Raw genomic sequence first — 13,226 nt, 5'->3', positions numbered from 1 at the left:
GGCAACACCTCATGAAGGAAAGCGACTTGGGCAGCGTACGCGGCAAGCGGATCCTGGTGACGGGCGGAGCGGGCACCATCGGCTCGAACCTGGTCGACCTGCTGGTGGAGCACGGGGCGGAAAAGGTCACCGTCCTCGACAACTTCGTCCGGGGGCGGATGGCCAACCTGGCCACCGCCATGCCGAGCGGCGTGGTGGAGGTGGTCGACGGCGACATCCGCGACGCCGACACGGTGCGCAAGGTCACCGAGGGGGCCGAGTTGGTCTTCCACCTCGCGGCGATCCGGATCACCCAGTGCGCGGAGGAGCCCAGGCTCGCCAACGAGGTGATGGTCGACGGCACCTTCAACGTGATCGAGGCCGCCGTGCAGGCGGGCGTCGGCAAGCTGGTCGCCTCCTCCTCGGCCTCGGTCTACGGCCTGGCGGAGACCTTCCCGACCACCGAGCGCCACCACCCCTACAACAACGACACCTACTACGGTGCGGCCAAGGCCTTCAACGAGGGCATGCTGCGCAGTTTCCACGCCATGTACGGGCTGGACTACGTGGCGCTGCGCTACTTCAACGTCTACGGCCCGCGGATGGACATCCACGGCCTCTACACCGAGGTGCTGATCCGCTGGATGGAGCGGATCGAGGCCGGCGAGCCGCCGCTGATCCTCGGCGACGGCACCCAGACCATGGACTTCGTCGACGTCCGCGACATCGCCCGTGCCAACCTGCTGGCCGCGGAGTCGGAGCTGACCGACGAGGTGTTCAACGTCGCCAGCGGCAGCGAGACCAGCCTGCTCCAGCTCGCGCAGGGCCTGCTGGAGGCGATGGGCTCGGACCTCGCCCCCGTCCACGGCCCGGCCCGTGCCGTCAACGGGGTGACCCGGCGGCTCGCCGAGGTCGAGAACGCGGCGCAGCGGCTCGGCTTCCGCGCCGAGATCGACCTGCGGACCGGTCTGTCGGACCTGGTCGCCTGGTGGCGTGGCGAGCGCGAGCGCGACGCGCAGGAGGCCGGGCGATGAGCGCGACGGAGGACCGGATCCCGGTCATGGTGCCGTGGCTCGGCGAGGAGGAGGCGCAGGCAGCCGCCGAGGCGGTCCGCTCCGGCTGGGTCGCGCAGGGTCCCCGCGTCGCCGCGTTCGAGCAGGCCTTCGCGGAGCGGGTCGGCGCCGCGCACGGCGTCGCCGTCAGCTCGTGCACCACGGCGCTGCACCTGTGCCTGGTCGCACTCGGGATCGGCCCCGGGGACGAGGTGGTGGTGCCGTCGCTGTCCTTCATCGCCACCGCCAACGCGGTCCGCTACGTGGGCGCGGAGCCCGTCTTCGCGGATGTGGAGGCGGCCACCGGCAACCTGACCGCCGAGACGATCGCGGCCGTGCGCAGCGAACGCACCCGCGCCGTCGTCCTGGTCCACCAGGGCGGCGTCCCCGCCGACGTCGAGAGCGTGCGGAAGGCGTGCGCGCAGTGGGACGTCGCGGTCGTGGAGGACGCGGCCTGCGCGATCGGCGCGACCGTCGCCGGCGGCCCCGTCGGCGCGGGCGCCCTGCTCGCCGCCTGGTCCTTCCACCCGCGCAAGGTGATCACCACCGGCGAGGGCGGCATGGTCACCACGGACGACCCCGAGGTCGCGGCCCGCCTGCGGCGGCTGCGCGAGCACGGCATGAACGCCTCCGCGGCCGAACGCCACGCCAGCCGCACGCCGGTGCTGGAGCAGTACCTGGAGGTCGGCTTCAACTACCGGATGACGGACATCCAGGCCGCGGTGGGCCTGGTCCAGCTCGGCAGGCTCGACGAGGTCGTCACGCGCCGGCGGGCGCTTGCCGCGCGTTACGACGCGCTGCTCGCGGCCGAGGCCCCGGGGCTGCGCCCGGTCCGCGACCCGGCCCACGGCACGACCACGTTCCAGTCCTACTGGGTGCTGCCCGAGGACGGCTGGCCGCAGGGCCGCGACGCGGTGCTGGCCGGCCTCGCCGAGGCCGGGATCTCCGCGCGGCGCGGCATCATGGCCGCCCACCTCGAACCCGCCTACGCCGACCACCCGCGGGCCGACCTGCCCGTCACCGAGCGGATCACCCGCGACTCGCTGATCCTGCCGCTCTTCCACACCATGACGGAGCAGCAGCAGGACCGTGTGGTCGCGGCGCTGGCCCGCGAGGTGCGCCGGTGAAGGGGCTGCTGATCGTCGGGGCGGGCGGCTTCGCGCGGGAGACCGCGCAGGTCGCACGCGCCGCGAACGGCCCCGACGCGGTCCTCGGCCACCTCGACGACGACCCCGCCCGCCAGGGCACGGAGGTCGACGGGCTCCCGGTGCTGGGCGGCAGCGAGCTGGTGCACGCGTATCCGGAGGCACCGGTCGTGGTCTGCGTCGGCAACCCGCGCGACTGGGCGGGCCGTGCCCGCCTGGTCCGCCGTCTCGGGCTGCCGGAGCAGCGGTACGGCACGGTCGTGCATCCCTCCGCGTCGGTGGCGGAGAGCGCGGAGATCGGCCCGGGCTCGGTGCTGTTGGCGCAGTGCGCGCTGACCGCGTCGGTGCGGGTGGGGGCGCACGTGGCGGTCATGCCTCAGGTCGTGCTGACGCACGACGACGTGGTGGGGGACTTCGCCACGCTCACGTCGGGTGTCCGGCTCGGTGGCGGGGTGCGGGTCGGCGAGGGCGCGTACGTGGGCGCCGGCGCGCTGGTCCGCGAGGGGGTGAGCGTCGGCGCCTGGTCCCAACTGGGGATGGGCGCGCTCCTCCTGGAGGACCTGCCGCCGGGCGAGGTCTGGATCGGAAGTCCGGCGCGGAAGCTTCGGTCGGTTCCTGACGGAGCTCTGAACGAGTTGCAACTCGCCAGGGGCGCGGGGAACTGCGCGACAGGCCACCCACCTACGTAGCGCACCGAACGAGCAGGGCCATCCGCACGTCAGTGGTTTCTCGCGCAGTTCCTCGCGCCCCTGAAGACAGGAGTTCCGCCCCATGGACCAGATCCCCCTCGTCGACCTCGCCGCCGCGCACGCGGAGATCGCCGACGAGATCCGCACCGGGTTCGATCGTGTGCTGGCGCGCACCGCGTTCGTCGGTGGGGAGGAAGTCGCCGCGTTCGAGCGGGAGTACGCCGCGTTCGGGGGCGTCGCCCACTGCGTGGGCGTGGCCAACGGGACGGACGCCGTGGAGCTCGCCTTGCGGGCGGTGGGCGTCCAGGCCGGGGACGAGGTCGTGCTTCCCGCGAACACCTTCATCGCCACCGCCGGGGCCACCGCGCGCCTCGGCGCCAGGCCCGTGCTGGTCGACTGCCTGCCCGACAGCTACCTGATCGACCCGGACGCGGCCCTGGCGGCCGTGACCGCGGCCACCCGAGCCGTCGTGCCGGTGCACCTGTACGGACTGCTCGCGCCCGTCGCTGGGCTCGCCGCCGCGCTGCCGTCCCACGTCAGGGTCGTGGAGGACGCGGCGCAGAGCCAGGGCGCCACCCGGGACGGGCGCACGCCGGGCTCCGGCGGGATCGCGGCGACGAGCTTCTACCCGGGCAAGAACCTCGGTGCCTACGGCGACGCGGGGGCCGTGCTGACCGACGACGCCGAGCTCGCCGCCACCGTCCGGTCGCTGGCCAACCACGGCAGCACGGTCAAGTACCGCCACGACATCGCCGGCTTCAACAGCCGTCTGGACGGCCTCCAGGCCGTCGTGCTGCGCGCGAAGCTCGCCCGGCTCGGCGCGTGGAACCAGGCGCGCCGGGACGCGGCCGTCCGCTACCAGGAGTTGCTGGCGGACCTCGCGGCCGCCGGGCGGGTCGTGCTGCCGGGTGTCGGCGAGGGCGAGGCGCACGTCTGGCACCTCTACGTGGTGCGGGTTCCCGGCGCCGACCGGGACGCGGTCGTGGGCAAGCTGAACGCCGCCGGGATCGGCGCGGGGATCCACTACCCGACACCGGTCCACCTCACCGACGCCTTCGCCCACCTGGGCCACGGGCGCGGTTCCTTCCCGCAGGCCGAGCGGGCCGCCGAGGAGATCCTCTCGCTCCCGCTCCACCCGCACCTCACCGCCGACCAGCAGCAGCGCGTCGTGGACGCGCTGGCCGGCGTACTGGGCTGACGGGCGCACCTCCGCACGGCACCTCCGCAGGAAACGCAAGAAACGCAAGAAGCGCACCACCGCACGGCTCATCGAGGAGAACTGGTCACGCGACGCCGGGAGGCGTCGTCATCACGCGGTCGGCGTCAGGGCCCTGACGCCGCCTCCGCGTTTCGCCGCACGAACTGCTGTACCCCGGGGAATCCATGAAGAGTTCCGTTCCGACCCGCGACCACTCCGCGTCACGTCGCTCCCGCGTCCGCCTCGGCCTGCTCGGCGTACTCGCCGTGCTCGCCGGACTGCTCCTGCCCTTCACCACCGGTACCGCCGCCCATGCGGCCACCGATCCGTGCGGGACCGGTTCCAACCCGGTCGTCTGCGAGAACTCCAAGCCGGGCACGCCGATGTCCGACTGGTTCTCACCCAACGCCTGGGGGGACATCGAGGGTTTCTCCACCCAGGAGAGCGTCACGCCGGGCGCCACCATACAGTTCAAGATCCAGTCGCCGGTCTCGTACCACGTCGAGATCTACCGGCTGGGCTACTACGGCGGTGACGGCGCGCGGGAGATGTCCACGACCGCCCAGGCCGCGCAGACCTACCCGGCGAACTACACGACCAAGGCCGCCTCCTGTGCCACCAACAGCACCACCGGTCTGGTGGACTGCGGCAGTTGGCCGGTCACGGTGAGCTGGACGGTGCCCAGCGACGCCGTCTCCGGTCTCTACATCGCCAACTTCGACCAGACCGACGGCAACGGGCTGATGCCCTACCCGTTCGTGGTCCGCGACGACTCCAGCCACTCGAACCTGGTCGTGCAGACCTCCGACGAGACCTGGCAGGCCTACAACATGTGGGGCGGCCAGAACCTCTACCAGGGCAACGGGCCCGCGCCCGACGGCCGCGCCTACCAGGTCAGCTACAACCGGCCCTTGGACATCGGCGGCGACAACGGCGTCTACGGCTCGGAGTTCGAGATGATCTCCTGGCTGGAGGAGAACGGATACGACGTCAGCTACCTTTCCGGGCTGGACGTGTCCACCAACGGCTCACTGCTGCTGAACCACAAGGTCTTCATGTCCTCCGGCCACGACGAGTACTGGAACCAGTCCCAGTGGGACAACGTGCTGGCCGCCCGCAAGGCGGGCGTCAACGAGGCCTTCTTCAGCGGCAACGAGGTCTTCTGGAAGACCAGGCTCGCGCCCAGCGTCGACGGGACGAACACGCCCAACCGGACGCTGGTCTGCTACAAGATGACCAAGCTGGAGTTCGCCACCCCGGACGGCGTGGCAGACCCCAGCGGCACCTGGACCGGCACCTGGATGGACCCGGCCAGCGCCAAGTACAACCAGTCCTACGAGCCGGAGAACGAGCTGACCGGCTCGCTGTTCCAGGTCAACGGTTATCGCAGCGACGCCATCACGGTGCCGGGCAGCTACGCGAGGATGCGCCTGTGGCGCAACACCTCGGTCGCGAGCCTCACACCCTCCCAGACGGCCGTCTTCCCGACCGGGACGCTCGGCTACGAGTGGGACAGCGACGTGGCCGACGCCAGCCGACCCAGCGGTGAGATCGACATGTCCTCCACCACGGTCGACGTCGAGAACGGGACGCTGCGCGAGGACTGGGGCAACAACTACGGCAACGGCACCGCCACCCACAGCCTGGTCGAGTTCCGCGACCCGACCTCGCACGCGCTCGTCTTCGGCTCCGGCACCGTCCAGTGGTCCTGGGGTCTGACCAACGTCCCGAGCACCGGCACGCCGACGGTCACCGCGGACGCGCGGATGCAGCAGGCCACCGTCAACATCCTGGCCGACATGGGCCTGCAGCCGCTGACCCTGCAGAGCAACCTGGTCGCGGCGACCGCCTCGACCGACACGGTCGGCCCGACCGTCACGGTCACCAGCCCCGCCTCCGGCAGCACCGTTCCGGCGCTCAAGCCGGTCACGGTGAGCGGTACGGCCGCGGACAACGGCGCGGGCGTCGTCGCCCGCGTCGAGGTCTCCACCGACGGCGGCACCACCTGGAACCCGGCCACCGGTCTCACGTCCTGGAGCTACACCTGGACGCCGACCGCGCAGGGCTCGACCCAGATCCAGGTCCGTGCCGAGGACGACAGCGCCAACATCGGCGCGGTGGCCTCGGTGCCGCTCACCGTCGGCCCGCAGCAGTGCCCGTGCACCGTCTTCCCCGCCAACTCCGTGCCCGGCACGGTCAACGCGGGTGACGGCAGCGCGGTCGAGCTGGGCGTCAAGTTCCAGACGAGCAGCCCAGGTTCGATCACTGCGGTGCGCTTCTACAAGTCCACCGCCAACACCGGCACCCACGTCGGCAACCTGTGGACCGCCTCCGGCCAGCTGCTGGCCACCGGCACCTTCAGCGGCGAGACCGCGTCCGGCTGGCAGCAGCTGAACTTCGCCTCCCCGGTCCCGGTCAAGACCAACACCACCTACGTCGCCTCCTACTTCGCACCCAGCGGCGGCTACTCCTACGACGGCGGCTACTTCAGCAACCAGGGTGCCGGTCTGGCGCCGCTGACCGAGCTGCAGAGCGGCGGCGCCTCCGGTGCCAACGGCGTCTACCACTACGGCTCGACCAGCGCCTTCCCGTCGACGGCGTCGAGCGGCAGCAACTACTGGGTGGACGTGGTGCTCGACACCTCGACGGCCAGCACCACGCCGCCGTCGGTGACGGCCCAGTCGCCCACCTCCGGCGCCACCGGCGTCTCCATCACCAGCCCGGTGTCGGCCACGTTCAACGAGAGCATCGACCAGAGCACGCTGACCTTCACCCTCAAGGACCCGAGCGGTGCGACCGTCCCGGGCACCGCGGCGGTGACCTCCGGCAACGTGGCGACGTTCACCCCGTCGACGCAGCTCGCGCTGAACACCGTCTACACCGCCTCGGTGCAGGTGTCCGACCTGTGGGGCAACGCCATGACCGCCCCGGTCACCTGGACCTTCACCACCAGCGCGACGCCGCCGGCCACCAACTGCCCCTGCGCACTGTGGCCGAGCACCACCGTCCCGGGCACCACGGACACCACCGGTGACCCGAACTCCCTGGAGCTGGGCGCCCGCTTCCAGTCCGCGGTGGCCGGCAACGTCACCGGCGTCACCTTCTACAAGGGCACCGGCAACACCGGCACCCACACCGGCAGCCTCTGGTCGTCCTCCGGCCAGCTGCTGGCGAGCGGCACCTTCACCAACGAGACCGCCTCGGGCTGGCAGACGTTGACCTTCGCGACCCCGGTCGCGATCAGCGCCAACACCACCTACCTGGTCTCCTACCACGCCCCCAACGGCAACTACGCCGTCAACGAGGGCTACTTCGGCGGAGCCCACCTGGCCTACCCGCTGACGGCCCCGGCGGACGCGAGCGGCGCGCCCAACGGCGTCTACCAGTACGGCAGCACCTCCGCGTTCCCGACCGGCTCGTCCGGCTCGGCGAACTACTGGGTCAGTCCGCTGTTCTCGCCGAGCGGCACCACGGGCGCGGCGGCCCGGACGGCACTGGCCGGAAAGGTGGCCCCGCTCACGACCCCGGCGCCCGGGGGACTGGTGCTGTCCGCCTCGCCGCTGTCCGGCTCCGGCCGGGGCGCGACCACCACCGGGCCCAACCGGATCGTGGACGCGACGCACCCGCTCACCGCGACCCTGCCCGCCGCCACCGATGCGGCGCACCTCGACGCGGACATCAGCACCACCCCGTCCGTCGGCGACTGGCCGGACGACGACAGCTACACCGCGCTCATCGGGTACGACCCGGCCACCCACCAGGTCAGCCTTCGGCCCACCGGACCGCTGGCCTACGGGGTCGTCTACCGGATCACCCTCACCGCGGCGGACCAGCACGGCCACGTGCTGACCACCCGGACGTGGCTGCTGCACACCGGCTACCCGCGCCCGCACCTGCCGCACCACCCGGCCACCAACACGGTGACGTTCCCGCCGTTCACGCGGTTCGCCTACCAGGTTCCGGGGCGGGTCCAGCCGCCGATCGGGCTGCCCACCCTGATCTGATCCAGCGCCGACAGATCGACCGCACCACCGTTCCCGTCCGTTCCGACCCACCGGGCGGCGGGGAGCACGGCCCTCGTGCCGAGCTCCCCGCCGCCCGGGGATTGGCCCCTCCGACATGAGCAGCGTCAGCGTCGTCATCCCCTGCTACAAATACGGCCACTACCTGGAGGACTGCGTCCGCAGCGTGCTCGACGAGCAGCCCGGCGTCGACGTCAGGGTCCTGATCATCGACGACGCCTCACCCGACGACTCCGCCGAGGCCGCCCGCAAGCTCGCCGCCCAGGACGACCGGATCGAGGTCCGGGTGCACGAGCGCAACCGCGGCCACATCGCCACCTACAACGAGGGCCTGTTGGAGTGGGCCGACGGCGACTACTGCGCCCTGCTGTCCGCCGACGACCGTCTCGTCCCCGGCGCGCTGACCCGCGCCGCGGCGCTGCTCGACGCCCACCCCGAGGCGGGCTTCTGCTACGGCCGCCCGATCCACTTCCAGCACGGCCGCCCGCTGCCGGCCGCCCGCACGGGCACCGGCGGGCAGGTCGTCTACCCCGGCCACTGGTGGCTGGAGCGGCGCTTCCGCGAGGGCACCGGCTGCATCACCTCGCCCGAAGTGGTCGTGCGCACCTCGTTGCAACGCAGGATCGGCGGTTACGACCCCGAGCTGCCGCACGCCGGCGACATCGAGATGTGGATGCGGCTCGCCGCGCACGCCGACGTCGGCTACGTCAGCGGCGCGGACCAGGCCTACTACCGCGTCCACGGCCAGAACATGTCCACCACCGACTTCGGCGGCCAGCTGGACGACCTGCGCCAGCGCCTGGTCGCCTACGAATCCGCCCTGGCCAAGTGCGGCGACCGGCTCCCCGACGCCGACCGCCTGGGCGAGATCGTCCACCGCCGCCTGGCCCGCCACGCGCTGCGCCGCGCCTACCGCGCCTACGACCGCGGCCGCACCGACGCGGTCCCCGTCGACGAGCTGGTCGACTTCGCCCGTGCCTGCACCCCGGACGCCGAGGCGCTCCCGGAGTTCCGTGCGCTGCGGCTGCGCCGACGGATCGGCACCACGGCCATGCCGTACCTGCAGCCGCTGGTGCTGTCCGCGGTCTACGAGCGGGGCCGCGAGTGGCTGTGGTGGCAGTCCTGGAAGCGCCGGGGCCTGTGAGCGCGCCCCGGCCGTCGAGCGAGCCCTCAGGCGGGTACGGGCGCGGGGCGACGCCGCCCCGCTCGACCCTGCAGCCAGCGGTCCGTCCACAGCGCCGCCGCCGTGCCGCCGAACGCGCCCAGCAGGGCCACGCCCACCAGGCCGCGGCTCTTGGTGCCGCTGAGCAGCCCGGCGTTGGGCGGCACCAGCACCGAGACCGTCATCCGGGCCCGCGTCGCCACGTGCTCACTGTCCTGCAGGGCCGTGATGTGGGCCGTGTAGACGTCGATGACGCGCTGTGCCACGGCGTCCGCCGCCGTCGGGTCCGCCGCGTCGGCAGTGATCTGCAGCGACGGGATCAGGTACTGCGGCGTGGCGTTGGTGCCGCTGTTGCGCGGCGCCATGGTGTACGTGCCGCGGACGCCCGCCGCCGCCAGCTCCGCCTTGCCTGCGGGCGTCCCGAGCTGCTGCACCACGTCGTAGGAGACCGTCGCCAAGGTGGGCTGGAGGTTGGCCAGTTGGTTCGGCTGGGTGCCGGTCACCGGCGGCTTCAGCACGACCACTGCCGAGGCCCGGTAGACGAGCGTGGGCTTCAGCACGTGGTAGGCGCCCGCCGCGGTCAGCAGCAGCGCGAGCAGCAGCACGTACCAACGCCGCAGCAGGGCGCCGACGAACGCTTCGGGCGACACGGACTGTCCTTCCGTCAGGGACGATACTGCCAGCCCCACTTGACCACACACCAGGTGATCGATGAGGCTGATCGGGAGTTCCGGGGGGAGGAGCGACGGTGAGCCTGGCCGAGATCCTGGCGACCCTGCGCCGGCGCTGGTACCTGATGGTGCCGATCTGCGTGTTCAGCCTGCTGGCGGGAGGCTACCTGTACCGGACGGTCCCGGTCAGCTACTCCTCCGAGAGTTCCATCAGCCTGCTCGACTCCACCGGTGTCGCCAAGCTGGCTCCGACGTTCGGCAATCCGATCGCCAACGCCGGCGGACCGCTGATCGTCACCGCCGACGTGCTGATCCGCACCCTGCAGTCCGCCGACGCGGCCCGCTCCCTGCAGGAGCTGGGCGTCACCGACACCTACAAGGTGGGCTTCGCCGTGGACGCCCCCGGGCCGCTGCTGACCCTGAGCGTGACCGGCGTCGGCCGCACCCGGGTGCTGGACGAGACGGCCACGTTGACCCGGTTCGCCGGCCAGCAGCTGCGTGCGCTCCAGCTCCAGGCGGGCGTGCCCGCGGCGTTCCAGGTGACCTCGACGCCGGTCGTGCTGCCGCAGCAACCGGTGTCCCAGCTGAAGACGAAGATCCAGGACGTGGCGGGAACAATCATCGTCGGCTTCGCCGGCGGGTTCCTGCTCTGCTTCGTGGTGGACGCCGTCGCCCGCGCCCGTCGTTGGCGCGGTGGCGTGGGGGAGCGGACCCGGCCCGCACCGGCCCGGCGTCGACGCGGGCTGCTGCACCGCCCGTTGGACGCGACCGCGGTGCTGACGGTCTACCTGTACCTGGCCCTGTTCATCCCCTCGAACCTGGCCGTGCCCGCGCTCGGCGGCGTGGGGACGCCCGCCAACGTCTTCGCCCTGCTCGGGCTGCTGTGGTTCCTCGCCTCCTGGCTCGGCGGCCGGATCACCGCCCCGGCCGGCACCCGTTCGGCGCGACTGGCCATGTGCGTGCTCGCGGCGGCCGTGCTGCTCAGCTACATCGCCGACGCCTCCCGGGACAGCTCGCACGAGGAACAACTCGGGGCGGACCGGGGCGTGATCGCGCTGCTGGTCTGGGTCGGACTGGTGGTGTTGACCACGGCCGGGATCCAGGACCGCGCCCGGCTGGAGGTGCTGATGCGCCGCCTGGTCGTGATCGGCGCCGTGGTGGCCGCGATCGGCTTCTACGACTTCTTCTCCGGCAGCAACATCGCCGACTCGATCCAGATCCCCGGCCTGCACACCAGCGTCTCCGGCATCGAGGCGATGAACCGGGGCGACTTCGTCCGCCCCCGGTCGACGACCGCCCAACCGCTGGAGTTCGGCGGGATGCTGGCCATTCTGCTGCCCTTCGCGATCCAGCAGGCGCTGGATCCGAACCGGTCGGGTGGGAGACTGCGGCGCTGGCTCCCGGCCGCGCTGATCGGCGGCGCGCTGCCGCTGACCGTCTCGCGCACGTCGATCATCGGCGTGGCGCTGGTGCTGCTGGTGATGCTGCCGCGGTGGAAGCCGCAGCGGCGCTGGACCGCGATCGGGGTGCTGCTGGGCGCGGTCGGGGCGTTCAAGATGATCATCCCAGGTCTGATCGGGACGCTGACCAACCTGTTCAGCTCGTTCCTCAGCAACTCCGACAGCAGCACCCAGACCCGCACCGTCAAGTACGCCGAGATCGTGCCCTACCTGGAGCAACGCCCGCTGTTCGGACGGGGCTTCGGCACCTTCACACCGGACCTGTACTTCTTCACCGACAACCAGTGGATGCTGATCGCGGCCGAGATGGGTGCGATGGGCGTGGCCGCACTCCTCGTGCTCGGTTTCACCGGCATCCACCAGGGCGGCGCGATCCGGCGGTTGGCCCGCAGCGACGCCGACCGTGAGCTCGGCCAGGCCTACCTCGCCACCGCCGTGGTCACCCTCGTCATCAGCGCGACGTTCGACGCGCTCAGCTTCCCGATGTTCGCCGGCATCTTCTTCCTCACCATCGGCACGGGCGGCAGCCACCTCGGCTTCCTGCGCCGCGAGGAGGCAGCAGAGCGGGCGGCCCGGCGCCCGACTCCCGAGCCTGAACCCGCACCCGCACCCGCGCGCGAAACCGCACCCGCGCCCGTTCTGGAGGCCACGCGATGACCCTCGACCAGCAGTCCTCCGCCGTCCCCGTGGCGGCGCCCGCCGGCGCGGTCGGCGGGCAGGTGGTCGTGATCGCGGTGACCTGGAACAGTGCAGCGGTGCTCCCCGGGTTCCTGGCCTCGCTCGCGGAGGGGATGGACGGCGTCGACGACTGGCGCGTCGTCGTCGCGGACAACGCCTCCGCCGACGACACCGTCGCCGTGCTGCACGAGCTGGCCCCCGACGCCCAGGTCGTCCAGACCGGCCGCAACGCCGGATACGCCGCCGGCATCAACGCCGCCCTGGCCGCCTGCGACCGCGCCACCACCCGGGCGGTGCTGATCTCCAACCCCGACGTGCGGATGCGCCCCGGCTGCGCCCGCACCCTCGTCGAGGCCCTGGACACGCCCCAACCGGACGGGTCGCGTACCGGCATCGCCGTGCCGGTGCTGCTCGAGGAGGACGGGTCGGTCTTCCCCTCGCTGCGCCGCGAGGCCAGCGTGGCCACGGCGTTCGGCGAGGCCGTGCTCGGCAACCGCCGCGCCGGCCGCTTCCCCCGCTGGGGCGAGATGATCACCGACCCGGCCGCGTACACCCGCCCCACCCGGGCGGACTGGGCCGGCGGCGCGCTGATGGTGATGTCACAGAGCTGCCTGGACGCGTGCGGGCCGTGGGACGAGTCGTTCTTCCTCTATTCGGAGGAGACCGAGTACTGCCTGCGGGCCCGTGACCGCGGCTACGTCACCTGCCTGGCGCCAGCCGCGGCCGCGGTCCACCTCGGGGGCGACTCCCGGGTCTCGCCCCGGCTGTTCACGCTGCTCACCCTCAACCGGGTGCGGTTGTACCGGCTCCGCCACGGTGCCGCGGCCACCACGGCGTTCCGCGCCGCGGTACTGCTGCGGGAGCTCTCCCGCGCCGCGCTCGGCCGCGAGGCCAGCCGCGCCGCCGCCCGTGCGCTGCTCAGCTCCCGCCGCCTCGCGGAGAAGCCCGGCCCCTGAGGGAGCCGGGCAGGCCTCACAGCGCCCGCCGCGACCTCGGTGTTTGCCCTGGTCGCGGCAGCGGCGTCCGATTTCGGCCAGGCTCGGTTCGCTTGTCTGGAAGATGTCCCCCGCCGATCGGTTGGTGTTCGGTCCGGCCCTTGAACGTGGCACGACGGACCCCTAGCGTGCGTGCCCTGCGCAGCGCTCTGACCTGTGCCGACAATCACCTGGG

9 protein-coding genes are annotated in these 13,226 nt (G+C 72.2%); 8 read left to right on the top strand and 1 reads right to left on the bottom strand.

What is annotated here, in order from left to right; translation table 11 throughout:
• Positions 1 to 26: 26 nt before the first annotated feature.
• The 6 genes from BMY61_RS34860 (at position 27) to BMY61_RS34835 (ending at position 9,229) form a co-directional block, all read left to right on the top strand.
• Positions 27 to 1,013, top strand: a complete 987-nt coding sequence (locus BMY61_RS34860; RefSeq protein WP_236656075.1) for an NAD-dependent epimerase/dehydratase family protein — start codon at positions 27 to 29, stop codon at positions 1,011 to 1,013.
• Entirely contained in the window at positions 1,010 to 2,158 is a 1,149-nt protein-coding gene (locus tag BMY61_RS34855; protein WP_201777579.1) for a DegT/DnrJ/EryC1/StrS family aminotransferase, read from the top strand. The genes BMY61_RS34860 and BMY61_RS34855 overlap by 4 nt, the downstream gene beginning before the upstream one ends.
• Positions 2,155 to 2,865: an acetyltransferase gene (locus BMY61_RS34850; RefSeq protein WP_042449885.1), complete on the top strand. Its 711-nt coding sequence runs from the start codon at positions 2,155 to 2,157 to the stop codon at positions 2,863 to 2,865. The genes BMY61_RS34855 and BMY61_RS34850 overlap by 4 nt, the downstream gene beginning before the upstream one ends.
• Positions 2,866 to 2,947: 82 nt before the next feature.
• The gene (locus BMY61_RS34845) at positions 2,948 to 4,063 is read left to right on the top strand and encodes a DegT/DnrJ/EryC1/StrS family aminotransferase (protein WP_042449883.1); all 1,116 of its coding nucleotides are present in this window, start codon (positions 2,948 to 2,950) and stop codon (positions 4,061 to 4,063) included.
• Positions 4,064 to 4,248: 185 nt separating this feature from the next.
• Positions 4,249 to 8,067 (top strand): DUF4082 domain-containing protein, encoded by a 3,819-nt coding sequence (locus BMY61_RS34840; RefSeq protein WP_063773275.1) that lies wholly within the window; start codon positions 4,249 to 4,251, stop codon positions 8,065 to 8,067.
• Between the two features lie 115 nt (positions 8,068 to 8,182).
• The gene (locus BMY61_RS34835; protein ID WP_042449882.1) at positions 8,183 to 9,229 is read left to right on the top strand and encodes a glycosyltransferase family 2 protein; all 1,047 of its coding nucleotides are present in this window, start codon (positions 8,183 to 8,185) and stop codon (positions 9,227 to 9,229) included.
• A gap of 26 nt (positions 9,230 to 9,255) precedes the next feature.
• On the opposite strand, the gene BMY61_RS34830 is transcribed toward BMY61_RS34835, so the two are convergent.
• Positions 9,256 to 9,897, bottom strand: coding sequence for a hypothetical protein (locus BMY61_RS34830; protein WP_042449881.1), 642 nt, complete (start codon positions 9,895 to 9,897; stop codon positions 9,256 to 9,258).
• A 98-nt stretch (positions 9,898 to 9,995) separates the two neighbouring features.
• Here BMY61_RS34830 and BMY61_RS34825 point away from each other — a divergent pair, with 98 nt between their 5' ends.
• Entirely contained in the window at positions 9,996 to 12,035 is a 2,040-nt protein-coding gene (locus tag BMY61_RS34825) for an O-antigen ligase family protein (protein ID WP_042449880.1), read from the top strand.
• Positions 12,032 to 13,012: a glycosyltransferase family 2 protein gene (locus BMY61_RS34820; RefSeq protein ID WP_082015118.1), complete on the top strand. Its 981-nt coding sequence runs from the start codon at positions 12,032 to 12,034 to the stop codon at positions 13,010 to 13,012. The genes BMY61_RS34825 and BMY61_RS34820 overlap by 4 nt, the downstream gene beginning before the upstream one ends.
• Positions 13,013 to 13,226: the final 214 nt, after the last annotated feature.

Origin of the sequence: Streptacidiphilus jiangxiensis (assembly GCF_900109465.1) — a bacterium.
Classification (GTDB): Bacteria; Actinomycetota; Actinomycetes; order Streptomycetales; family Streptomycetaceae; genus Streptacidiphilus; species Streptacidiphilus jiangxiensis.
Note: the sequence above shows the minus strand (reverse complement) of the source record. Positions and strands in the feature narration are given on the sequence as shown.